Genomic DNA, 23,817 nt, shown 5'->3' with positions numbered 1-23,817 from the left:
AGCGATGCCGGTCGTCCGCGCAATACAGCCAGCCGCAGCAAATGCCCAGAGCGGGCCCGAAACCGAGCGTCGTGAATAAGAGAGGCTAAGGTGCGCGCCGCGCGAGCAACGTTGCCCCCACTTGCATCAAGGGCCTCGCGGATCACCAGCCCTTCCATTTCCAGCAGGCTTCCGCCCTCATCGACGATCAGATCCAGCATCTGGCGCACCAAGTTGGCGCGACTACCAACATTGTCAACGGCGCTGATCCTGCCATCGTTGGTCATGCACATCGCCGGCTTCAATTCGAGGCCGTCGGTTTCCAAGAACAGGTGTCTGACGTCGATCGCTCGTCCGTCGTCCGCCAACAGCACGGCGCGTTCCACCATTCGCTCAAGTTCGCGCACATTGCCCGGGAAATCGTAAGCCAACAGCGCGTTAATCGCCCGCGGAGTGAAGCCCGATACTGTTCGGCCATGGCGCAGGGCATAACGCAGACGGAAGTGTTCCAGCAGCACCGGAATGTCCTCGCGGCGCTGGCGCAGCGGCGGCACCCGGACCGGTAAAGTCGATATCCGGTAGAACAAGTCGGCACGAAACGTGCCTTCCCGCACCGCCTCGTTAAGTTCCACATTCGATGCTGCGATCAATCGGACATCCACCTTGATCGTCCGCGTATCGCCGACCCGCTCGAACTCACCTTCCTGGACAGCGCGCAGAATCTTCGATTGTGCAAGTGGCGACAGTGTCGATATCTCGTCCAGGAACAGCGTGCCGCCATTGGCCAGCTCGAACCGACCGGGCCGGGCGGCAACCGCGCCAGTATAGGCCCCCTTGGCCACGCCGAACAGCTCCGATTCGATCAGCCCCTCAGGGATCGCCGCGCAGTTGAGCGCGATGAACGGCTCCGCCTCGCGCGTGCTCAGCCGATGAGCGAGCTTGGCCAGCACTTCCTTGCCGACCCCGGTCTCGCCCATTAACAGCAGCGTCGCATTGCTCGCTGCGGTGCGTTCGATCATGGTCTTGGCTGAGAGGAACGCTGCCGATATCCCAATCACCGTTTGGCCCGCATCATGCCACGTTTCGGACAGGACCAGCGGCGTCGCGGCCAATTCGAGGTCGTCCAACTGATCCCATTCGGGTTTTGGTTTGGCGTGAAGTACGCAGGCAGCATCGCCTCGCCCCGCACATTCCACTTCGCGCATGATGATCGGTTGTCCCGCGAAGGTTGTGGCAAAGCCGCTTGCAAAGCCGGTCTGCATCCAGCACACCGGATCGGTGCTGTGCCCCATCGCGTTGAGATGGATCGCCGCCTCCATCGAATCGTGGACCGTGAACCGGCCTTCGAAATGCCCCCGCGAGGGATCGTTTTCAAGAGTTTCGATCTGGGTCCAGCCGAACCCGGTCAAGGCGTGTGCCTGCGGTCCGACCGCGAATGCTTCGAGATAATCACCATCCGGGCGCAATTTCTTCGCGCCGATCGCGCACCGTGCGCCTTCGGCAAAACCGACACCCCAGAAGAACCGGCTGGCCGCTTCTAGCCCCAATTCGGCCACCAGGCGGCTGCGCCAGCTGGCCAGGGCCGCTTGGCTGAGCAGTACGCAGCGTTCACCGTCATGCCAGATCCGGCCCATTTCCGGTGAGAACAGCAGCTTGCTGGCAAGGTCGGCGTATCCTGGGAGCGTCTCCATCCGGTCAGCTTATCAGATTCGTAACTTCCGGCCCAGACTTAAGCCTCGACATTTACATATACGTCGATCTGCACGGTGCCTCGCCGTGGGATTGACCAACCGGACTGCGGTAAATCGGCCCGAAAACGATATTGGCACGATTCGTGCTTATAACTGTCCCGACAAGAAAAATCGATGGCGGCTTTAGCCATGCTGTTGGGAGAGGATCAAATGAACGACAACATTGCCGATCTGGTTGATTCACGCACCGGGCGCCAATCGCGCTCGATCTACGCGAGCGAAGACATCTATCGGCAGGAACTTGAGCGGATCTTCGGGCGCTGCTGGCTGTTCCTGGTCCACACCAGCCAGATTCCGAAGCCGGGCGACTATTTCCGCACCTTCATGGGCGAAGACGATGTGATCGTGATCCGCCAGAAGGACGGGTCGATCAAGGCGTTCCTTAACAGCTGCACCCACCGCGGGAACCGGATCTGCCGCGCCGATCGCGGCAATGCGCGCGCCTTCACCTGCAACTATCACGGCTGGTCTTTTTCCCCGGACGGCGCGCTCGCCGGGGTGCCGCTGGAAAGCGAGGCCTATTTCGGCGAACTCGACCGCACCAAGTTCGGCCTGATCCCGGTGACGAAAGTGGCCGAGTACAAGGGCCTGGTGTTCGGCTGCTGGGATGCCAATTCGCCCAGCCTCGATGACTATCTGGGCGATGCCAAGTTTTTCCTCGATGTCTGGCTGGATGCCATGCCGGGCGGATCGGCACTGCTCGGCGAGACGCAGAAGATGGTGCTGGGCACCAACTGGAAGCTGCCAGTCGAGAACGTCTGCGGCGATGGCTATCACCTGGGCTGGGCACATGCCGGCGCGATGGCAGCAGTCCAGTCGATGGACCTCACCGGGCTCAGCGTCGGCAATTCCGGGGTCGATCTCGATGGCGGGCTGTCGGTCGCCGGCATGAACGGGCACATGGAGGGCATAGCGTGGAAAGTACGCTAAACAACGCTAAGCGAGAACGCATGGCGAACGCTCGATGCGAACGGACGGGCGCTTAATCAGGCGGGCCGTTCGATTCCCATCCTACGCATTTCGCGATAAATGGTCGATCGGCCGATGCCGAGTTGCCGCGCTGCTTCGGTAGGCGAGATACGAGCTTCGACCAGCTTGATGGCCGCATCCACTTTGGACATGTCCAGCGGCTGACGGCCAGGCTGTTTGCCCTTAGCACGGGCGGCGGCAATACCATCTCTGGTTCGCTCAGAAATCAGCCGTCGCTCAAAATGGGCGATGGCCCCAAACACATGGAAGATGAGCTCGCCGGCAGCTGACGAAGTGTCGATCTTTTCTTCAAGGCTCAGGAGCGCGATGCCCTGACCGCGTAGCGTCTCAACCGTGGTGAGAAGTTCGGCAAGCGAGCGCCCAAGCCGATCGAGGCGGACCACCGCCAGCGTGTCACCCTTGCGGGCATAGGCGATTAGCTCAGCCAGACCGGGCCGTTCCATGCTCTTACCTGAAATGACATCGGTGAAGATTTTGATGGCGCCAGCCTTCTCCAGACGCATGGTCTGGCCCGCAACGTCCTGATCGCCGGTGCTGACGCGGGCATAGCCCAGAATATCACCCATGCCGCACGTCTCCCAAACGGTCGTTCTGTGGACGCTATGGAGGGCAGCCGCTGCGCCCCACCCATATCCGTCCACATACTATGTCTCTTTACTCCTCGCTGTCCATAGGCCCAGATGACCTTTTGTGGACAGGAAACGGCATGACGAAGCGCAAGCATCAACTCCTGACCGAGAGCGAACGCGATCAGATACTCGCCATCCCGACCGATCGCGACCATTTGGCCCGGCTCTATACCTTCGAGCCTTCCGATATCGAGATCATCGGCGCGCGACGGGAGCGACGGAACCAGTTGGGCGTGGCGCTGCAACTCGCGCTCCTGCGGCACCCGGGCATCACGCTTGCGCAGTTGATACAGGACAGGGGAGCAATACCCCATGATCTCGCCGCTTTCGTCGCGGAGCAACTTGGTCTGCACGTAACCGAGCTGGCCAACTATGCGGCGCGGGATCAGACAATGACGGATCATGCCCGTGAGCTGGCGGCGCGTTTGGGGCTTCGGGGGCCAACCCGCGCCGATATTCCCTTCATGGTCGAGGCGGCCGCGAGAACGGCATGGGCGACCGACAAGGGGATGACGATTGCGATGGGCGTGGTCACCGCCCTGCGCGAGGCCCGGATTTTGCTGCCGTCCATCTCCACCATCGAACGCGCCAGCAGCGCGGGACGTGCCCGCGCGCGCAAGCAGGCCGCCCACGCCCTGATCGCCGATCTCAGCGCCGAACAGGTCCAGGCCCTCGATCAGCTCTTCGACGCCGCCGGCGGCATGAGCCATCTCGCCTTGCTTAAGACCATCCCCGTCGCGGCCAAGCCCGATCACGTCCGCCAGATCCTCGACCGTCTGAGGCAGGTGCGGAAGATCGGCATTTCCCCCGACGTCGCGGGCCGCATCCACGCGGACCGATTTCGGCAATATGTCAGGGAAGGCCGTGCGTCGCCTGCCTATATGATCGAGCGCTATATTCCCTCCCGGCGATGCGCCACGCTCGTTGCCTTCCTGCTCGATCTTGAAGAACGGCTGACGGACAGCGCCCTGGAGATGGCGGACAAGCTGATCGGCGGCATCTTCACCCGCGCGAAGAACGCCCAGGCGCGCAGCTATGCCGCCACGTCGAAGAACGTGGCCCGGCTGATGCTGATCTTCCGCAGGACGATCGACGCGCTCACCGATGCAGTCGATACTGGCGAAGATCCTATGGAGGTCCTGGATGCCTCAGTAGGATGGCACACCCTCCTGAAGGCCAGACCGGAAGTGGCGACGATCGCGGAAACCGCCAATCTTGATCCGCTGAGGGTCGCGGCCGACCGCTATGCGACGTTGCGCAAGTTCGCCCCTGATCTGCTTGAAGCGCTACAGTTCAGGGCCGGAAAGGGCAGCGCGAAAACGATTGCCGCTATCGAGATGCTGCGCGACCTCAATAGGTCGGGCAAGCGCGATCTGCCTGCCGACGCTCCGATGCCCTTCCGCAAGGAATGGCAGAAAATCGTCATGGGCGATGACGGCAAGATCAATCGGCGGCTCTGGGAAATCGCGACTATCGCGCATCTGCGCAACAAGCTGCGCTCCGGTGATGTCTGGGTGGAACGATCGACGGGATACCGCCAGTTCGACAGCTACCTGCTAAGCGAACCGAAGGCCAAGCCGATCGTGTCGGCTCTTGGTCTGCCACCCACAGCCGGCGAATGGCTCGAACAGCGGGGCCGCGAACTGGACTGGCGGCTGAAGAAATTCGCCCGGAGCCTGAAGCGCGACGCTCTGGAGGGTGTGCGATACCGCGACGGCCGCCTCCAGATATCCCCCGTTCGCACGATCGCAACGCCCGACGCCGAAGCCCTGGCCGACCGGCTCGATGCGATGATGCCACGCATCCGTATCACCGAACTGCTACATGAGGTGGCGCAGGAAACTGGCTTTCTTTCGGCGTTCACCAACCTGCGCACCGGCGAGCTATGTCCCAATGAAAATGCGCTGCTCGCCACGATCCTCGCCGACGCCACCAATCTCGGCCTGTCGCGCATGGCCGCCGCGAGCCAGGGCGTCACGCGCGATCAACTCCTATGGACCCATGACGCCTATATCCGCGACGAGAGCTACCGCGCGGCGCTCGCCGTCCTCATCAACGCGCACCACCGCCTGCCATTCTCGCGGGTATGGGGCGACGGCACAACGTCCAGTTCCGATGGTCAGTTCTTCAGGGGCGCGAAGCGCGGCGCATCGGGCGGCGACATCAACGCGCGCTATGGCGTCGATCATGGCTTCAGCTTCTACACCCATGTTTCCGATCAGCGCGGGCCCTACCACGTCAATGTGATCTCGGCCGCCACGCATGAAGCGCCCTATGTCCTCGACGGCCTCATCAGCCATGGCACCGATCTCAGGATCGTCGAGCATTACACCGACACCGGCGGAGCGACCGATCATGTCTTCGCCCTGTGCGCGATGCTGGGATTTCGCTTCTGCCCGCGCCTGCGCGACTTTCCGGACAGGCGGCTTGCGCCGATCGCGCCGGTTTCGGCCTATCCGTCCATCGCCCCGTTGTTGGGCAAGCGTATCCGCACCGACATCATCAATGAACAATGGGACGACGTGCTGCGCCTCGTGGGGTCGATCAAGGCTGGCCACGTCGCGCCGTCGGTCATGCTGCGAAAGCTCGCCGCCTACGAACGGCAGAACCAGCTCGACGTCGCACTACAGGAGATCGGCAAGATCGAACGGACCCTGTTCATGCTGGACTGGCTTGAAAATCCCGATCTGCGCCGGCGATGCCATGCCGGCCTTAACAACAGCGAGCAGCGCCATGCCCTGACGCAAGCGATCTACACCTTCCGCCAGGGCCGCATCATCGACCGCAGCCATGAAGCTCAACAATATCGGGCATCAGGCCTCAACCTAGTCATCGCGGCGATCGTCTATTGGAACACGATCTACATGGCCGACGCCGCCCAGCATCTGCGATCGGCAGCGGCCCCGGTCCCCGATGATCTGCTTGTCCATACGTCGCCGGTTGGCTGGGAGCATATTGCCTTTTCCGGCGATTTCCTCTGGGATCGAGCCGCCGCTTCCGCTGGCCGCAAGGCCCTCAATCTTCCGCCGGACAGCCGCGCCGCCTAAGCGTTCCTCGGTTGTTCTCCCTTAGCGTTGTTTAGCGTACCTTCCACGCTATGCCCTCACATGGTCTTGAGCGCGCTCGACGGCGTTTCCGGCTACGCCTTCTATCCTGATCCCAAGCCGATCCTCGAATACCTAGAGGCCAACCGCCAGACGGTGATCGACCGTCTGGGCGAAGTGCGCGGCAGGCAGGTGTGGGGTGCGCAGGTCAACATAACCATTTTCCCCAACCTGCAACTGCTGCCCGGGCTCAACTGGTTCCGGGTCTATCATCCAAAGGGTCCCACCCAGATCGAACAGTGGACCTGGGCCATGGCCGAAAACGACATGCCCGAGGCGGTGAAAGCGCAGATTCTCGAAAACCAGTGCCTGACCTTCGGCTTGGCGGGCCTTTTCGACAACGACGATGGCGACAATCTGACCGCCTGCACCGAACAGTCGCGCGGCTGGCGCACGGCGCAGATGGATGTCTACACCAACATGGCGCTGGGCCGCTCGGGCAAGCGCGAGGGCTTCCCCGGCGATATCGCCTCCGGCTTGGTAAGCGAACACAACCAGCGCTATTTCTACCGCCGCTGGCAAGAGCACATGATGGCGGAAACCTGGGCCGAAGTGCCCACGTACAACATTAACTCGCTGACCGACGAGGAGGCCGAGCATGCTTGACCGACCGCTTGCCCCTCCCCCGGTGGAGGTGATCGTTGCAGTTACCCAGGCACTCCACCGCGAAGCCCGGCTGCTCGACAACGAAGATCTCGACGGCTGGCTGGCCATGCTTGGCAAAGACGTCAGCTATCGCCTGGAACTGAAGAGCCGAAGGTTCCGCGCTGACCGTTCGCCGCCTTTTCCACTTGGCCCAGGGGTAATCTTCAACGAGGATCTGGGTAGGCTGAAAATGCGGGTGGATCGCCTGAAATCCGGCTTCGTCTGGGCCGAAGATCCGCCCAACTACATCCGCCGCGCTGTCTCCAACGTCGAGGTGCTGGCCACCCGGGCCGATAACGAGGTGCGGGTCCATTCGGTGCTGGGGATGCACCGCAATCGGATCGATGGCACCACCCGCCTGCTCACCGCCGGACGCACTGACCTCTGGCGCAGCGAAGGCAGCGCTTGGCTGCTGGCCGCGCGCGAAATCGTGCTGGACCATTCCGTGCTGCCGGACAGCAACCTCAACGCCTTTTTCTGAACAAGCCTGACGGGAGAGAACAATCATGCGCTTCGAACGGATCGGTCGCGAACCGGATTATTCACGCTACATGGACCTCAAGGAAGGCTGGCTTGACCGCCGGATCTTTTCGGATGCGGACATCTACGAGGAGGAGCTGTACCGCATCTTCGCGCGGTCGTGGCTGTTCGTTGCCCACGAAAGCCAGATCCCAAACAGCGGGGACTTCCTGACGACCCACATGGGTGAAGACGCGGTGATCGTCGCGCGCCAGCCCGACGGTTCGATCCGGGTCATGCTCAATTCCTGCCCGCACCGCGGCAATAAGGTGTGCTTCGCCGATGCCGGGAACACCCGTCGGTTCGTCTGCAATTACCACGGCTGGGCGTTTGACACCGCCGGCGACCTCAAGGGCATGCACGAGGAATATTGCTACGACGCGGGCGATATCGACTTCAAGAACCATGGCCTCAAGAACGTCGCCAAGGTCGGCAACTACAAGGGCTTGGTGTTCGCCACCTTCAACAGCGATGCGCCGAGCCTGGAAGCCTGGCTAGGCGATTTCCGGTGGTATCTCGACATGATCCTCGACAACGAGGAAGGCGGCACCGAATTCATTGGCGGCTGCATCAAGTCGGTGATCAGCGCGAACTGGAAGTTCGGGGTCGAGAACTTCATCGGCGACGCTTATCACGCCGGCTGGACGCATGATTCGGGCACTCGGTCGATGAACAACGGCCAGCCGTTCCCGCCGATCGACATGGATAATTCCTATCACGCCAGCGTGAACGGCCACGGCTGGGAATTCGGCACCGAAGGCGTGGGCGACCTCTTCCTGCTCGGGCGCCCCAAGGTGATGGACTATTACAACAAGATCCGCCCGAAGATGGCAGAACGCCTGGGCGAGATGCGCTCGAAGATCTTCGGTTCGGTCGCCTCGGCATCGATCTTCCCCAACGTCTCGTTCCTGCCGGGCATTTCCACCTTCCGCCAGTGGCAACCCAAGGGGCCAATGCAGTTCGAATTGAAGACCTGGGTGATCGTCAACAAGAACATGCCCGACGACATCAAGGAGGAAGTGACCAAAGGCGTGATGCAGACCTTTGGCCCCGGTGGCACCTTCGAGATGGATGACGGCGAAAACTGGGAAAACTGCACCACCGTCAACCGCGGCGTCGTCACCCGGCACGAGCGCCTGCACTATCGCTGCGGGATCGGCCGCCAGATCGAACACGATACCCTGCCGGGCATCGTCTATCGCGGCCAGTACAACGACGCCAACCAGCGCGGCTTCTATCAGCGCTGGCTCGACATGATGACCCATGACGAATTCGGCAAGATGCCGGCACGGCCCGAACCGCAGCTGGGCAATGTGGGCGAAACCCGCGATCTTCCTGGCCTGTTCGCGCTCTGAGAGGAACTACAGCTATGACCGACACCGCAACCCTCGAGCGCACATGTGAAGGGACTACCGCATCGCTCGAACTGACCCACGCGCTGACCCAGACGCTGTATCGCGAAGCACGGCTGCTCGACGATGAACACTACAAGGCCTGGGCCAGCATGCTGGCGGAAGACCTGCATTACCACATGCCGGGGATCGAAACCCGCTATCGCCGCGACAAGACCGAGCAGGTGACCGACCTGACCCGGATGGCCTATTACAACGACAGCAAGCCCGAAATCCTCAAGCGGCTTTCTCGGCTCGAGACCGGAACGGCCTGGTCGGAGGATCCGGCGACGCGCTACACCCATATCATCACCAACGTCGAGGTGGAGCTTACCGAAAAGGCCGACGAGTTCCGAGTCTATTCGAACTTCTATGCTTATCGCAATCGCAACGAACGCGACGAGGATTCGCTAATCGGCAACCGTATCGATATCTGGCGTCAGGTCGGCAACAGCTTTCAACTGGTCAAACGCCGAGCGATCCTCAAGCACAATGTAATGTTGAGCAAGAACCTCAACATCTACGTTTAGTCTATCCACCTTTATAAATAGTAATGATAAAACACGAGGGAGAATGCCAAATGACAAACCGATTGATGTATTTCAGGAAAGCCGTCCTGCGCGCCAGCGCCTCGGCGATCGTAGTATCTACCGGGCTTGTGCCGATGACGGCGCATGCGCAGGATGCAGCAGCAAGCGAGCCTCAGGCCGAGGAGCAACGGGCCGGCGGTCTAGGTGAAATCATCGTGACTGCGCGCAAGCGGTCTGAGAACCTGCAGGAAACGCCGGTCGCGATCACCGCTATGAATGCCGAGATGCTCGAAGCGCGCGAAGTCAACAACGTCGCCCAGGTGGCCAAGTTCGCGCCCAACGTGAACATGTCGCCGGTTGCCAACATCTCCGGTTCCAGCGCCACGATCACCGCGTTCATCCGCGGCGTCGGTCAGACCGACTTCAACATTACCGTGGATACCGGCGTGGGCATCTATGTCGATGGCGTCTATGTCGCCCGCTCGGTCGGTGCGCTGCTCGACATGACCGACATCGCTGATGTGCAGATCCTGCGCGGGCCGCAGGGCACGTTGTTCGGCAAGAACACCATCGGCGGCGCGATCGTCGTCAATTCCGTCCAGCCGCAACACGAATTTGACCTGAAGCTCGAAGCGGCGACCGGCCGGTTCAACCGCGCCGATTTCAAGGGCATGATCAACGTGCCGCTGAGCGACAATCTCGCAATGCGCGCGGTTGCTTCCTATGAAACCCGCGACGGCTACCAGAAGCGTTTGTTCGACGGCGGCCGCCAGGGCAACAAGGACAGCTTCGGCGGACGCATTGCGTTCAAGTGGGAGCCGACCGATAAGCTGACCGTCAGCCTCAGCGGGGATATCAACATCCGCCGCGAAGAGCAGACGGCCATTTCGCTGCTCGAACTGCAGGACCAGAACGTGCCGCTGCGCTTCGTCGATATCCCGAACAGCGCGACGACACCCGGCGGCCCCAACCGCCAGATCGCTGCGCCCAGCTCGATGTATTTCTGGAACAAGATCCGCGTCACCGATGGCAGCTGTGGAGCACCTTGGGGCGGGTTTGGCGTTCCGGGTACCCTTGCGCCGACCGGCAACCCGGCCTGCGCCAGCACCCGCTGGATCACTGGCGACATCGACACCACCTGGGCTGGCGGCGTCAACCGGTCGGACTTCGATCTATGGGGCACGAACCTCACCCTCGATTACGATTTCGGCGATTTCAGCCTGAAGTCGATTTCGGCCTACCGCGACCAGAGTTCGCACATGGAATACGATTTCGACGGCACTCCGCATACGATCCTGCGGATCGCAAGCGATATCGATGTGTGGCAGGCCTCGCAGGAACTGCAGTTTACCGGAAGCCTGATGGATGGCCAGGTGAAGTTCGTTCTGGGCGGCTATTATCTCAAGGAAAAGGGCACTGACTACACCCCGATGGAATTCGGGTTTGCCCAGTTCTTTACTGGCGGCGACATCGACAACGACAGCTATGCCTCATACCTGCAGGCCACCTTCAAGGTGACCGACCGGTTCTCGATCACGCCGGGCATCCGCTACACTAACGAGACCAAGCGGTTCGACCCGTCTGTGCAGACGATCTTCAACGACCGCTCGCAACTCGATCCAGTGCTGGCATCGGTCTATCCGCAGGGCGCATTCGTCGCGTTCAGCCAGTGCCTCGTCGGACAGGCAAACCCGGCGGCCAACCTGTTCCCGTCAGGCCCGCTGGCCGGTTTCCCGCTACCGAACTGCACGCCTTCGGCGACCAACCCGGGCGGCAACCACACGATGCCGGCCATCGAGGTTTCGGCCAAGGCCAAGGAGTGGACCCCGGCGATCTCGGCGGACTACAAGATAACCGACAATTCGCTGATCTATGCGTCCTATTCGAAAGGCTTCAAGAACGGCGGGTTCAGCCAGCGCATCTTCCCAGCTGAAATCGCGACCCCCTCGTTCACGCCGGAATTCGTCGAATCCTACGAAATCGGCCTGAAGAACGAACTGTTCAACCGGCGCCTGCGCCTGAACATCGCGGCGTTCCTTTCCGATTACAGCGACATGCAGATCACTGTGAACGAAGGGATCGCTCCGAAGGTTCGCAACGCCGGTGCCGGCCGGATCAAGGGCTTCGAGATCGAAGGCGAAGCTGCCCCGATCGAACAGGTTCGCGTGAACTTCGGCGTGGGTTATCTCGATGCCTACTACACCAAGATCGATCCGAGCGCGGCGCCAGTCACGCTGGATTCGAAGTTCGCCTTCGTTCCCAAGTGGACAGCTTCGGCCGCGATCAACGCCGACGTCTATGAAGGCAGCATGGGCAAGCTGACCCTGCGCGGCGATTGGTCCTACCAGAGCGGCACCTTCAAGGATGCAGTCAACAGCCCGCAACTGTTCCAGCCCGCGTACAGCGTGTTCGGCACCAGTGCCTCGTTCACCGACAGGAGTGAGCACTTCACCCTGACTGCGGGCGTCACGAACCTGACCGACAAGCGCTATCTGCAGGGCGGCTATGTCGATCTCAACGTCGGCGGCGCCGCAACGGCCAGCTTCTCGCGTCCGCGCGAATGGTTCCTCAAGCTCGCCTACAAGTACTGATGAAGGCCCGAGGGCGGCGGACCGCCACCGCCCTCACCCTTGCCTCGACGGGCAAGGCCAGAACAGAATAACTAAGGAGAAATCCGATGGACGGACTGCGCTATTTTCTCATTCCGGTCATGACCTTGGCGGGCGTTATCGGATTCATGCTCGGCGGCAGCTACGTCTGGCTGGGCGCGGCGACCTTTCCGGTGTTGATGACGCTGGATATCCTGCTGCCGGCGGACCACAAGATGCGCGCGCAGGGCACGGCACTGCTTGGCGATTTCGCCATGTACCTCCAGCTCCCGTGCATGATCCTGCTGGTCTGGGCCTTTGCCCGATCGGTTGCGACCGCGATCAACCCGATCACCGGCGCCGACAATTCAAGCTGGCAACTGGCCGGATCGCTGCTCAGCCTGGGTTGGCTCTCGGCGGTGCCGACCCTGCCGGTGGCGCATGAGCTGATGCACCGCCGCCACTGGTTTCCTCGCTATGTCGCCAAGTGTCTGAGCGCGTTCTACGGCGACCCCAATCGCGATATTGCCCATATCGTCACCCACCACGTCCATCTCGACACGGCCAAGGATAGCGATACCCCTCGGCGCGGGCAGACCATCTACAGCTTCGTGTTCCAGGCGAGTTGGGGTTCCTACAAGGATACTTGGGAAAAGTCGGCCGAAATCCTCCGCAAGCTTGGCCATGCTTCGCTGGGATGGCGCAATCCGGTGTGGCTACTGCCGCTCTTATCGGGCAGTATCATCGTCTTTGTGGGCTTGACGGCAGGCCTTGGCGCGGCGCTGACCGCTGTCGGCGCGATGGTAATGGCCAAGATGTTCGTGGAGGGGTTCAACTACTTCCAGCACTATGGCCTGATCCGGGTCGAAGGGGCGCCGATCGAGCTCCATCACGCCTGGAACCACCTTGGCGCGATCGTCCGGCCGATCGGTGCGGAAATCACCAACCACATCAACCATCACCTTGACGGGCATATCCCCTTCTATGCGCTGAAGCCCGAACCGCAAGCGCCGCAGATGCCCTCACTGTTCCTGTGCTTCGCCGCCGGACTGATCCCGCCGGTCTGGTTCCGCTTCATCGCGCAACCGCGCCTCAAGGACTGGGACGAACGTTTCGCCACCCCCGGCGAACGCAAGCTGGCGGATCAGGCCAACGCACAGGCTGGCTGGCCGCGCTGGCTGGCCAGCACTTGAACGCCAGGCCAATCGTCCACCCTCATTCGGGCGACAATCTGCAACTGCAGATTCCGCCCGCCCATTTCGGAAAAACCCGACAATGTTTTCTTTCCTGCGCAAATCCAAGATGAACACCGTAACCGTGGAAGGATCGCCGACCACGCTTGACATACCGGCGGGCAAGACACTTCTTGAAGCGATGCTGGACGCGGGTCTGGCCATGCCGCACGATTGCAAGGTTGGCTCGTGCGGTACCTGCAAGTTCAAGCTCGTGTCTGGCAAGATCGGCGAATTGAGCCCGTCGGCCCTTGCACTTGAGGGCGACGAACTGCGCAGCGGCTTTCGCCTCGCCTGCCAGGCCATTCCGCGCTCGGATCTGACAATCGCGGTTGATGCGCCACTCTCGCAAGGGATCGCCATTGCTACATATCGCGGCACCATCGTCGCCGCACAACGGCTATGCGAGGATATAATCGGGCTGACCATCGAACTGGATCGGCCACTGGCCTTCACTCCCGGACAATACGCTGATCTGACCGCTCCCGGCATCGAAGGTGCACGCAGTTATTCATTCGCCTTCGCGACGGTTGGTGAACCCACCCAGCAACTGCATTTTCACATCCGGCACGTTCCGGGCGGCGCATTTACCGACTGGCTGTTCTGCACCGATCGCACCGGAATGGAGCTGAAGGTTACCGCCCCCTATGGGCAATTCGCCCTCAAGGACAGCACTGCCCCCATTCTTTGCATCGCCGGGGGTAGTGGTCTAGCGCCGATCATCTCGATTCTGGAGCAGGCGCTCGACCGGGGCGCAGACCGGGCGGTGCACCTGCTGTACGGTGCGCGCCGTAAGTCCAATCTCTATGCCCTCGACAAAATTGCGGCCCTTCGTCAACGCTGGATGGCCCCTTTCGAATTCGTCCCGGCCTTGTCGGATGAAGAGCCAGACAGCGACTGGGCAGGAGCGCGTGGGCTGATCACCGAGCAGATTGCGGGCGTTGCAGACCTGGCGGCGCACGAAGCCTATCTGTGTGGCCCACCGGCGATGATCGACTTTGCCGAAGCGCAATTGCTTGCCGCCGGCCTCTCACGTTCGGTCATTTCGGCCGACCGCTTTCTTGATCGCAGCAATCGCACGTAAAAAAAGACGGGCGCTCGACGAATCGAGCACCCGCCAAGGGTGGAGAGATCTAAGCCGCTTCAGCTTCCGGGGCGTTTGCCGATGCCGATTCCACCGTCGCTGAGCAAAACCGTTCCTGTCATGTAGGCCGAGTCCCGACGCGAGGCGAGCAAGGCATAGAGGCCGGAGTGATCATCCGGTTCGGCGATCCGCGCGAGCGGCGTCATCCCGGCAATCATCGCGTCGAGCCCTTCCATATCTTCCATGTGAACATCGGCTGTTCCGCCCGCATGGGTACCGCCCAGCGGCGTTCGGGTGCCGCCTGGCGCCACGCCGTTGACCCTGACGTCGGGGGTTAGTTCCCAGGCGAGCTGGCGGATCAGGCCCAGCACGGCGTGCTTCGACGCCACATAGGGCGTACCGCCACCGCCGGTGTAGAAGCTTGAAGTCGAGGCAGTAAAGATGATGCTGCCCTTGGTCTTACGCAACTCCGGAATTGCGGCACGGGCGCCAAGGAAGTAGCCCTTTACGTTGACGCCGAAGATCTCGTCCAGCGTTTCCGAGAGCTTTTCGGGTTCCATGTCCGCAAGCGGGGTCATGAAATCCCAGATCCCGACATTGCCGACGAACACGTCAAGCTTGCCGAATGCAGCCACGGTTGCGACGACTGCCTTTTCGTTGTCGACATAATTGCGGACATCGCCCTCAATCACGACTACTGCGTTGCCATGCCGCGTACGCACCAAGTCGGCCTGAGCGGCATCCCTGACCAGGACGCCAACCTTGGCACCTTCTTCGATAAAGCGCGCGACGACCGCCTCACCGATCCCTGTGGCGCCGCCGGTTAGCAGCGCCACTTGTCCTTCGAGCCTTGCAGTCACATCGTTCCTCCCGAAGATCGCGGGTTCTCGATCACTGATCGAACATCCCGACGCGGCCTTCCTGAAGGTTGACCACGACCGACTTTGTCTGGGTGTAGTGGTTCAGCACTTCATGGCTGAATTCACGCCCGAAGCCGCTCTGCTTGTAACCGCCCAGCGGCATGTTGGCCTTAAGGTTGTAGTAGCGGTTGATCCAGACCGTGCCGGTTTCAAGCTGACGCGCGATCCGGTGGGCGCGGGCAAGATCCTTGGTCCACACGCCGCCGGCCAGGCCGTAGGTGGTGGCATTGGCCTGCTGCATCATGTCGGCTTCGTCGTTCCAGCTGATTACAGTGGTCACCGGCCCGAAGATCTCCTCCTGCGCGATGCGCATTGTGTTCTTCACATTGGTGAACACCGTCGGCTTGATGAAGTTGCCACCCGCCAGATTTGCAGCATCGGCGCGGGTGCCGCCGGTCAAAACTTCGGCCCCTTCCTCGGTTGCGAGCTGCAGGTAGCTTTCTACCTTGTCGAACTGCATCTTCGACGCCTGGGCGCCAAGCTGGGTTGCCATATCGAGGGGATCGCCCTGGCGGATGCCTTCAAGCGCGGTTTTGAACTTGGCCAGGAACTCGTCCTGGATCGACTGGTGCAGGAACAGGCGCGAACCGGCCAGGCAGACCTCACCCTTGTTGAGCACAGTCGACATCGTAGCGCTTTCCACCGCCGCGTCGATATCGGCATCGCCGCACACGATGTGCGCCGACTTGCCGCCCAGCTCGAGCGTCTGCGGGATGATGTTTGCGGAGGCATACTGGATAATACGGCGGGCAGTGGCGATCGAACCGGTGAATGCTACCTTGGCGACATCGGGGCTGGTGACCAGCGCCTCGCCCACATCCGCACCATAGCCGGTGACGACGTTGATCACACCCGGCGGCAGCAGATCGGCCATTTCCACGAAGAATTCGATCACCGAAAGACAGACCGTCTCGGCCGGCTTCAGAACGACAGTGTTGCCCGATGCCAGCGCTGGTGCGATTTTGCACGCCATCATCAACATCGGTACGTTCCACGGGATGATCTGCGCGCAGACACCGAGCGGTTCGCGGTGAACGATGCCGATCGCATCGGGATAATCGAGCGTCTGGCCATGCAGGCCATAGGCCGCGCCAGCGAACAGCTCGAACTGACCGATAGTCTGGGTCATGTCGAAGAACATCGATTCGCGCATCGGCTTGCCGTTGTTCAACGTTTCGAGCGTCGCGTAGTGCGACTGGCGTGCCTTCAGCCGGCGCGCAATTTCGATCAGGATCTCCTGGCGCTCGCCGGGCAGGCTTTGCGACCACTTGGGAAAAGCAGCCTTGGCAGCGGCAATCGCACGCTCAATGTCCTTGGCATTGCCGGCCTGGATCTTGGTCAGCACCTTGCCGGTCGAGGGATTGAGTAGATCGATGGTCTTGCCGCTGTCCCCGGCAATCCACTCGCCGCCGATATAATGGCCGTACTCGGACTTAATGCCGTAGTCGTTTTCTGTACTTTTCAACTGCGTAGCCATGACAACTCTCCCTTGGTTTTCATAGAACTTCGATGACTAGGTCATCCATCGGATAGATCCGACAGGCCAGGGCGTATCCCTTTGCCTGGTCGGCGACAGAAACCTTGGCCGTGCTCATCTTGCCGGTCCGGTATTCGCCTTCAACAACTCGAACCAGGCAAAACCCGCAACCACCGCCACGGCAGCCCACTCCTATATCGCTGGAACCAAACTGCTCCATCGCGATCAGTACGCGTTCACCCTCGGGGCAAGCGAACTGCCCCCCTCCGAGGATCCGGATCTGGTAGGGCTCAAGCCTCATTCGACCAATCTTCTTCGACTCGGGGCTGCGCGGCAGCGGCCTTCGCCGCAAAGCTTACCCCCCCCACCGCGAAATGCGCTGGGTCCATCTCGCGAAGGATGACGCGAACTGACTCACGCGGCGCCCCGATCGCACCGATGGCAGCATCGGTCAGCGCCCGGATCAGCCGCTCTTTGGCTTCCGGCGGGCGCCCTTCGAGCAGGTTGACCTCGATGATCGGCATATCAGGCCTCCACCTGGAACATGACCGCGCCAAGGTTCTGCACGGTCGTCCGCACGGTCTGGCCGGGAGCCAGGTTGGGCGCGGCGGTGATGCCGCCAGCCATGACGATGTCACCGGCGTTGATCTGTTCGCCCGCTTCGGCAACCAGCCGGGCCGCAGCAACCAGCGAACGGATGGGGTGGCCAAGGATCGCCGCGGTCGACCCGACCTGTACCACTTCGCCATCGATTTCGAGGATCACGCCCAGATTCGAAAAATCGATCCGGGGATCGTGCCAGGATCCGATCACCAGCCCCGACGAGGAAGTGTTGTCGGCGATCACGTCCTCGAGCGCGAACTTGAAGTTCTCGTAACGGCTGTCGATGATCTCCATCGCCGGGGCGATCGCTTCGACTGCTGCCAGCGCAGCGGCGGCAGTCACCTTACCGACCAGCGGGGCCTTCATCAGAAAGGCGACTTCCGGTTCGACCCGGGGGTGGACGTAGCGCGCGCGCGAAAGGGCGGATCCTTCCTCGACCAGCATCGCATCGGTCAGCCTGCCCCAGGCCACTTCGTCGACGCCGACCTGCAACATCTTGGCCCGGCTGGTCAGCCCCATCTTGACGCCGATGCGCCGTTCGCCACGCGACAGGCGCCGATCGACCGAGAGCTTCTGCACCTGATAGGCCTCTTCCACCGTGAAAGCGGTGTCCACAGGGGTGATTTGCGGGGTAGCTGTTGCTTCACGCTGTGCAGAGTCGAGCATTTCCGCGTATTTCGCCAGCCTGTCCATCTCAGTTGGCCTTAGCTTTGATCAGATCAAGCGCAACGTCGATGATCATGTCTTCCTGGCCTCCGACCATCCGGCGGTTGCCCAATTCGACGAGGATCTCGCGGGTATCGATTCCGTACTGTTCCGCTGCCTTTTCCGCATGGCGCAGGAAGCTTGAATAGACGCCTGCATAGCCCAGGCTGAGCGTCTCGCGATCGACCCTCACCGGACGGTCCTGAAGCGGGCGTATGATGTCGTCCGCCGCGTCCATCAGCGCCATCACGTCGCAGCCGTGCTTCCAGCCCTTGCGGTTGGCGGCGGCGATGAACACCTCGAGCGGTGCGTTACCGGCTCCCGCACCCATCCCGGCAAGGCTCGCGTCGATCCGCACCGCGCCCGTCTGCGCGGCGACGATCGAATTGGCCACGCCCAAGGACAGATTGTGGTGCGCATGGATGCCGCGTTGGGTTTCAGGCTTGAGCACCCGGTCATAGGCTTGGAGACGTGCGATCACGCCATCCATGTCGAGCGCCCCGCCGCTGTCGGTGACATAGACGCAATGCGCGCCATAGCTTTCCATCAGCAGCGCCTGCTGCGCGAGCGCTTCGGACTCGATCATGTGGCTCATCATCAGAAAGCCCGATACGTCCATGCCCAGATCGCGCGCGATGCCGATGTGCTGCTTGCCGACGTCGGCCTCGGTGCAGTGGGTCGCGACGCGCACGGAGCGCACCCCCATGGCATAGGCGCGCTTGAGTTCTTCGGCGGTGCCGATGCCGGGCACCAGAAGCGTTGTCAGCACCGCGTTCTGGATGACATCAGCGGCAGCCTCGATCCAGTCCCAGTCGGTATGGGCGCCAAACCCATAGTTGAAGGTCGAACCGTTCAGGCCATCGCCGTGCGAGACCTCGATCGCATCCACCCCTGCCTCGTCAAGCGCCTTGGCGATCGTGCGCACGCTGTCGGTGCCATACATATGCAGGATGGCGTGCATCCCGTCGCGCAAGGTCACGTCCTGGATGTAGAGCCGATCAGATGTTGGATCAAAGGTCATGCTGCGATCTTTTCCATATGAGTCTTGGCCAAGCTCTCGCCTGCCGCCTTGGCGGCAGCGGTCATGATGTCGAGATTACCGGAATAGTTGGGCAGATAATCGCCCGCGCCCTCGACCTCGAGGAACACGCTGGTCTTGAGGCCTTCGAATTCACCGTAGCCGGGGATCTTGAGCGGCCGGTTCGAACCGAAGCGTTCGAACTGCACGTCCTGCTTGAGCCGGTAGCCCGGCACGTATGACTGCACCCTGGCAATCATCGCCAGGACCGAATCGCGCACCTTTTCCTCATCGACCATTTCCGACAGCGTGAAGATCGTATCGCGCATGATCATCGGCGGTTCGGCGGGATTGAGAATGATCACAGCCCGGCCCTTGGCCGCACCGCCGACAGTCTCAATCGCCCGCGCGGTGGTGCGGGTGAACTCATCAATGTTGGCACGGGTGCCGGGACCGGCGGAGCGCGACGAAACCGACGCGACGATTTCCGCATAGTGCACCTTGGCCACCTGCGAGACCGCCGCGACGATCGGAATCGTAGCCTGGCCGCCGCAGGTCACCATGTTGATGTTGCGAACGGTCGCATCGACCGCGGGGTTGACAGGCGGGATGGTCGCCGGACCGATCGCTGCCGGTGTCAGGTCGACCATCAGCTTGCCGTCGCGGGCGAGTATCTCGTCATGCGCCTTGTGCGCATAGGCCGAAGTCGCATCGAAGGCGATGCCGATATCGGCATATTGCGGCATCCGACACAGGCCCTCGATCCCCTCGTGAGTGGTGGCCACGCCCCTTTCGCGGGCCATCGCCAGGCCTTCCGAGGCCGGATCGATCCCGACTACCGCTGCCAGCTCCAGAGTGTCCGAGCCCTTGAGCAGTTTGATCATCAGATCAGTGCCGATATTGCCGGAACCGATAATTGCGCACTTCATCCTGGCCATTTGACCAACCTCCACTTCCAATTCAGTCAGCAGCAAACGTAGCTCGGACAGTGCCAAGCCCATTGATCCGCGCTTCAACGACATCTCCGCGAGAAACCCCGGCCATCGGGCCGAGCGCGCCCGAAAGGATCACGTCGCCTTCCAGCAGGGGCCGCCCGGCATTCGCCATGACCCGCGCCAGCCACAGGGAAGAGGTGATTGGGCTACCAAGACAGGCGATCCCGGCGCCGACCGAAATCGGTTCGCCTTTTACCTCCATAACCATGCCGCACGTGCGCAAATCCAGCCTATCTAGCTTGCGCGGCACCGCGCCGAGCACGAACAGTCCGCTCGACGCGTTGTCGGCGATCGTGTCCCAGATCTTGATGTCCCAGTTGGCGACGCGGCTGTCGACGATCTCGATTGCCGGAACGACATATTCGACCGCGCGGATCATCTCGGCGGTGGTCATGTCGGGGTGGGGCAAATCCCGCCCAACGACGATCGCAATCTCGGCCTCGACCTTGGGCTGGATGACCTGATCAAGCGACACCGGGATACCTTCCGGCACGTCCATGTCTGCGAACAGCATCCCGTAATCGGGCTGGTCCACCCCCAACTGGCGCTGGACTGCAAGCGACGTCAGGCCGATCTTGCGCCCTACGAGCCGCCGCCCGCTAGCCAGGTAGTGCCGGGTGTTGGATTCCTGCACAGCATAGGCGGCCTCAACGCCACCGGCGGCAATCAGGTCTCGGATCGGACTGACCGGTGTGCCGCTTTCGGCGGCGCCGCGCAGCGCCAGAGCCGCTTGTTCGATGGTTTTAGGGTCGATAGTCATCGTCTTAAAGCTTTACGCAGATGTTGGTGATCTCGGTGTAGAATTCGAGGCTGTGCACCCCGCCTTCCCGGCCTATGCCGGAATGGCCGGACCCGCCGAAAGCCGTGCGCAGATCGCGCAGGAACCAGGAATTGACCCAGCACACCCCCACCTCCATCGCCGCCGCCACGCGGTGTCCGCGGGACAGGTTTTCGGTCCAGACTGAGGCGCACAGGCCGTATACCGTATCGTTTGCCAGCGCGATCACCTCGTCCTCGCTGTCGAACGGTAAGATGCCGCAGCACGGCCCGAAGATTTCCTCGCGCATCACGGTGTCGCCGTGGGCGACGTCGATCCACAACGTCGGTTCCACGAAGAAGCCGCCGGCTTCCGCGCCCGAGATTTCAGGAACGCCGCCGCCGGTGACCACGGTGGCCCCGTCCTCGACCGCACGGCGATAGTAGCCCAGCACTTTCTCGCGGTGCTCGGCGCTGATCAGAGGGCCGAGATAGGCGCGATCACCGGTCACGCCCGGCTTGAAGTCCTGCGCCGCCGCCGCCATCCGCGCCACGAAGGCATCGAAGATCGGCCGTTCGACATAGACCCGCTCGGTTCCGAGGCAGACCTGCCCGGTGTTCAGGAAGACCGAGCGCGACAGACCCTCGACCGCTTTGTCGAGGTCGGCATCGGCGAACACGATCGCCGGGTTCTTGCCACCGAGTTCGAACGAGATGTCGCGAACGCCGGTCGCGGCCTTCTGCATGATGGCCTGTCCGGTGCCGGTTTCGCCGGTGAAGGTGATGGCATCGACATCGGGGTTGGACGTGAGGAATTCGCCGGCCGAACCCGGACCGAATCCATGGACGACGTTGTAGACACCCTTGGGCATGCCCACCGCGTTCATCACTTCGCCCAGTAGGGCAGCGGTACGAGGCGTTTCCTCGGACGGCTTGACCACCACGGTATTGCCGCAGGCAAGCGCCGGGCCAACCTTCCAGGTCATCAGCAGCAGCGGGAAGTTCCACGGGCAGACGACGGCGACCACACCCTTGGGCTTGCGCACGGTATAGTTGAACGCCTGGCCGCCATCGGGGGTTGGCGTGTTGAAGCTTTCGCCCGGCATCGTCGAGACGACATCGGCGAACATGCGGAAGTTAGCGGCTCCGCGCGGAATATCGATATGCGACGCAACATGACGCGGCTTGCCGGTGTCGGCCACTTCGGCAGCCAGGAAATCATCCGCTCGGCGTTCGATCTCGGTCGCCACGGCGGTGATCAGCTTGACCCGTTCGGCCGTGGTCATCTTGCCCCACGGCCCGGTAAGCGCGGCCTTGGCCGCAGCCACGGCGTCGGCGACGTCTGCCTGGCTTGCTTCGTGCACAACCCCGATCTCGGCCCCGGTGGCCGGATTGACGTTGGAAAACGACTTGCCCTCGCTGCCTTCGCGATAGGACCCGTCGATGAAGTTCAGGATAGTATCCGTGATTGGAGAGGAGGAGACGGAAGTCATTGGTGCATATTACCTACGTTTTGCCAGAACCCATGGGGCGTCAGAATTGCCTTGCGCCGATCGCAGCGAGGCCGGCGTTGGCGTACTCGACGTCCATCGCTTCGCTCCCGCCGGAAATACCAATCGCACCGACGAATTCACCGGCAATTTCGATCGGTAGGCCGCCGCCGAACATCGCTATTCCCGGCTGCGCGACGATCCCGTCGCGCAAGGCCGGATTGCCCGAAACCATCGCATAGAGATCCGGCGTCGGGACGCGGAAGCTGGCGGCGCTGTAAGCCTTGTCCTGCGCGATCTTTGCAGACGGCGAAGGGGAGCCGCTGGCGCGCACGAACGCGACCAGGTCTCCCCCCGCGCCGACCACCGCGGCAACGACCGGACAGCCCGCCGCCGCACCCATGGCAACGGCGGCAGCCGCTGCCTTGAGCGCCAATTCGTGGCCTACTGTCCGGACCGAAACCACCCCGTCCATGATCAGGTGTTCACCGTCATGAAGCGGTCGTTGAGCGCCTTTTCGTAGTAGAAGATGGCCTTGCCGGCGTTCTCTGCCTGCCACAGGCGCTGCGGATTGTCCGGATAATAAATGTAACCGCCGCTGAAGGTTTCGTTGCGGTTGCCCGAGGGATCGAAGAAGTAGATCGTCTGCCCGCGGGTGATCCCATGACGGGTCGGCCCGATATCCAGCGAAATATCGTAGCGGCTGATGATGTCGGCGGCATGGCCAACATCGTGCCAGGATTCCAGGTTGAACGAGGTATGGTGGATCTTACCGTCTTCGGGATAGCCTAAGAAGGCGACATCGTGTGCTTTGTTGCTGCAGCTAAGAAAGATGCCGAGCCGGGCGCCGCTGGTTTCATCGACCAGTTCCTCGGCGACTGAGAAATCAAGCGCATCGACAAAAATCTTGGCCGAACTGGCTATATCCACGCCGTTGAGCGCACAGTGATCAAAGCGGGTGGCACGCATGCCACGTGGCTCCACGACCCAGACATCGGGGTTCTTGACGGCCGGACCGGTGGCCGACAGCGCCATCTCGGCGTAAAGTTCGAAGACGTGCTGTGTCGGCGTGTTAAACCGAATCTTGCGGCCTACACCGGGATCTTCCCCCGCCGGGATCACGTCGACATGGACACCGATATCGAGCAAGCGCTCGGTAAAATGGTCCAAGTCCGCGTCCTTGGCGACCTTGAAGCCCATCACATCCATGCCCGCCTGATCGGCCTCGCGAAGGATGATACTGTGACGATCGAATTCGTCGAACGCCTGGAAAAAGGCCCGATCCCCCTCGCGATTGACGAAGTTTAGACCAATCCGGTCGCGGTAGTGGATAATGGCCTCGTCCAAGTCCAGAACCCTGAGCTGGACATAGCCAGGACGAATTACACCAGTCAAAGCCATGAAGAATCTC

General features: G+C 61.7%; 22 protein-coding genes. 9 read left to right on the top strand and 13 right to left on the bottom strand.

The features are described 5' to 3' along the window. Positions 1–1,670: sigma-54-dependent Fis family transcriptional regulator (locus tag K7W03_RS07055; protein WP_226869795.1), on the bottom strand; the 1,670-nt coding region annotated here is incomplete at its 3' end. 210 nt (positions 1,671–1,880) lie between these two features. On the opposite strand from K7W03_RS07055, the gene K7W03_RS07050 reads away from it, so the two are divergent. Then, positions 1,881–2,660 carry an aromatic ring-hydroxylating oxygenase subunit alpha gene (locus K7W03_RS07050; protein WP_226869793.1) on the top strand — a complete coding sequence of 260 codons (780 nt, stop codon included), beginning with the start codon at positions 1,881–1,883 and terminating at the stop codon, positions 2,658–2,660. 56 nt (positions 2,661–2,716) lie between these two features. On the opposite strand, the gene K7W03_RS07045 is transcribed toward K7W03_RS07050, so the two are convergent. Next, positions 2,717–3,286, bottom strand: coding sequence for a recombinase family protein (locus tag K7W03_RS07045; protein ID WP_011607925.1), 570 nt, complete (start codon positions 3,284–3,286; stop codon positions 2,717–2,719). A gap of 140 nt (positions 3,287–3,426) precedes the next feature. Here K7W03_RS07045 and K7W03_RS07040 point away from each other — a divergent pair, with 140 nt between their 5' ends. From K7W03_RS07040 to K7W03_RS07005, 8 genes are all read left to right on the top strand, one after another. Next, on the top strand, positions 3,427–6,396 hold the full coding sequence (locus tag K7W03_RS07040; protein ID WP_013849885.1) for a Tn3 family transposase: 2,970 nt from the start codon (positions 3,427–3,429) through the stop codon (positions 6,394–6,396). A gap of 66 nt (positions 6,397–6,462) precedes the next feature. Further along, positions 6,463–7,059 (top strand): SRPBCC family protein, encoded by a 597-nt coding sequence (locus tag K7W03_RS07035; RefSeq protein ID WP_226869791.1) that lies wholly within the window; start codon positions 6,463–6,465, stop codon positions 7,057–7,059. Next, positions 7,052–7,579, top strand: a complete 528-nt coding sequence (locus tag K7W03_RS07030) for an aromatic-ring-hydroxylating dioxygenase subunit beta (protein ID WP_024020830.1) — start codon at positions 7,052–7,054, stop codon at positions 7,577–7,579. Before K7W03_RS07035 ends, K7W03_RS07030 begins: the two co-directional genes overlap by 8 nt. A 25-nt stretch (positions 7,580–7,604) precedes the next feature. Continuing rightward, positions 7,605–8,972, top strand: a complete 1,368-nt coding sequence (locus tag K7W03_RS07025; RefSeq protein WP_008828560.1) for an aromatic ring-hydroxylating dioxygenase subunit alpha — start codon at positions 7,605–7,607, stop codon at positions 8,970–8,972. A 14-nt stretch (positions 8,973–8,986) separates the two neighbouring features. Then, positions 8,987–9,538, top strand: coding sequence for a 3-phenylpropionate/cinnamic acid dioxygenase subunit beta (locus K7W03_RS07020; protein ID WP_008828561.1), 552 nt, complete (start codon positions 8,987–8,989; stop codon positions 9,536–9,538). A gap of 50 nt (positions 9,539–9,588) precedes the next feature. After that, positions 9,589–12,129, top strand: coding sequence for a TonB-dependent receptor (locus K7W03_RS07015; protein ID WP_046765870.1), 2,541 nt, complete (start codon positions 9,589–9,591; stop codon positions 12,127–12,129). 86 nt (positions 12,130–12,215) lie between these two features. Continuing rightward, the gene (locus tag K7W03_RS07010) at positions 12,216–13,319 is read left to right on the top strand and encodes an alkane 1-monooxygenase (protein ID WP_008828148.1); all 1,104 of its coding nucleotides are present in this window, start codon (positions 12,216–12,218) and stop codon (positions 13,317–13,319) included. Positions 13,320–13,401: 82 nt separating this feature from the next. Further along, positions 13,402–14,442, top strand: coding sequence for a 2Fe-2S iron-sulfur cluster-binding protein (locus tag K7W03_RS07005; RefSeq protein WP_008828147.1), 1,041 nt, complete (start codon positions 13,402–13,404; stop codon positions 14,440–14,442). A gap of 59 nt (positions 14,443–14,501) precedes the next feature. On the opposite strand, the gene hcaB is transcribed toward K7W03_RS07005, so the two are convergent. Genes hcaB through K7W03_RS06950 form a run of 11 tightly spaced genes read right to left on the bottom strand, consistent with a single transcriptional unit; the run spans position 14,502 to position 23,807 of the window. Further along, entirely contained in the window at positions 14,502–15,302 is an 801-nt protein-coding gene (gene hcaB, locus K7W03_RS07000) for a 3-(cis-5,6-dihydroxycyclohexa-1,3-dien-1-yl)propanoate dehydrogenase (RefSeq protein WP_031309914.1), read from the bottom strand. A gap of 31 nt (positions 15,303–15,333) precedes the next feature. Continuing rightward, the gene (locus K7W03_RS06995) at positions 15,334–16,839 is read right to left on the bottom strand and encodes an aldehyde dehydrogenase family protein (protein WP_008828145.1); all 1,506 of its coding nucleotides are present in this window, start codon (positions 16,837–16,839) and stop codon (positions 15,334–15,336) included. Positions 16,840–16,858: 19 nt separating this feature from the next. After that, a complete protein-coding gene (locus K7W03_RS06990) occupies positions 16,859–17,140 on the bottom strand; it encodes a 2Fe-2S iron-sulfur cluster binding domain-containing protein (RefSeq protein WP_008828144.1) in 282 nt (93 codons plus the stop codon). After that, a complete protein-coding gene (locus K7W03_RS06985) occupies positions 17,130–17,363 on the bottom strand; it encodes a 2-hydroxymuconate tautomerase (protein WP_008828143.1) in 234 nt (77 codons plus the stop codon). The genes K7W03_RS06990 and K7W03_RS06985 overlap by 11 nt, the downstream gene beginning before the upstream one ends. A 1-nt stretch (position 17,364) precedes the next feature. After that, positions 17,365–18,135 (bottom strand): 2-keto-4-pentenoate hydratase, encoded by a 771-nt coding sequence (locus K7W03_RS06980; RefSeq protein ID WP_024020833.1) that lies wholly within the window; start codon positions 18,133–18,135, stop codon positions 17,365–17,367. A gap of 1 nt (position 18,136) precedes the next feature. Next, entirely contained in the window at positions 18,137–19,168 is a 1,032-nt protein-coding gene (gene dmpG, locus K7W03_RS06975) for a 4-hydroxy-2-oxovalerate aldolase (RefSeq protein WP_008828141.1), read from the bottom strand. Further along, positions 19,165–20,103, bottom strand: coding sequence for an acetaldehyde dehydrogenase (acetylating) (locus tag K7W03_RS06970; protein ID WP_008828140.1), 939 nt, complete (start codon positions 20,101–20,103; stop codon positions 19,165–19,167). The genes dmpG and K7W03_RS06970 overlap by 4 nt, the downstream gene beginning before the upstream one ends. 22 nt (positions 20,104–20,125) lie before the next feature. Continuing rightward, on the bottom strand, positions 20,126–20,920 hold the full coding sequence (locus tag K7W03_RS06965) for a 2-keto-4-pentenoate hydratase (RefSeq protein WP_008828139.1): 795 nt from the start codon (positions 20,918–20,920) through the stop codon (positions 20,126–20,128). Between the two features lie 4 nt (positions 20,921–20,924). Beyond that, on the bottom strand, positions 20,925–22,409 hold the full coding sequence (locus K7W03_RS06960) for a 2-hydroxymuconic semialdehyde dehydrogenase (RefSeq protein WP_008828138.1): 1,485 nt from the start codon (positions 22,407–22,409) through the stop codon (positions 20,925–20,927). A 40-nt stretch (positions 22,410–22,449) separates the two neighbouring features. Next, positions 22,450–22,881 carry a GlcG/HbpS family heme-binding protein gene (locus K7W03_RS06955; RefSeq protein WP_037517470.1) on the bottom strand — a complete coding sequence of 144 codons (432 nt, stop codon included), beginning with the start codon at positions 22,879–22,881 and terminating at the stop codon, positions 22,450–22,452. Positions 22,882–22,883: 2 nt separating this feature from the next. Beyond that, the gene (locus K7W03_RS06950; RefSeq protein ID WP_024018961.1) at positions 22,884–23,807 is read right to left on the bottom strand and encodes a catechol 2,3-dioxygenase; all 924 of its coding nucleotides are present in this window, start codon (positions 23,805–23,807) and stop codon (positions 22,884–22,886) included. Positions 23,808–23,817 lie beyond the last annotated feature (10 nt).

This window comes from Sphingobium sp. PNB, from assembly GCF_019873065.1.
GTDB lineage: Bacteria > Pseudomonadota > Alphaproteobacteria > Sphingomonadales > Sphingomonadaceae > Sphingobium > Sphingobium fuliginis.
Note: the sequence above shows the minus strand (reverse complement) of the source record. Positions and strands in the feature narration are given on the sequence as shown.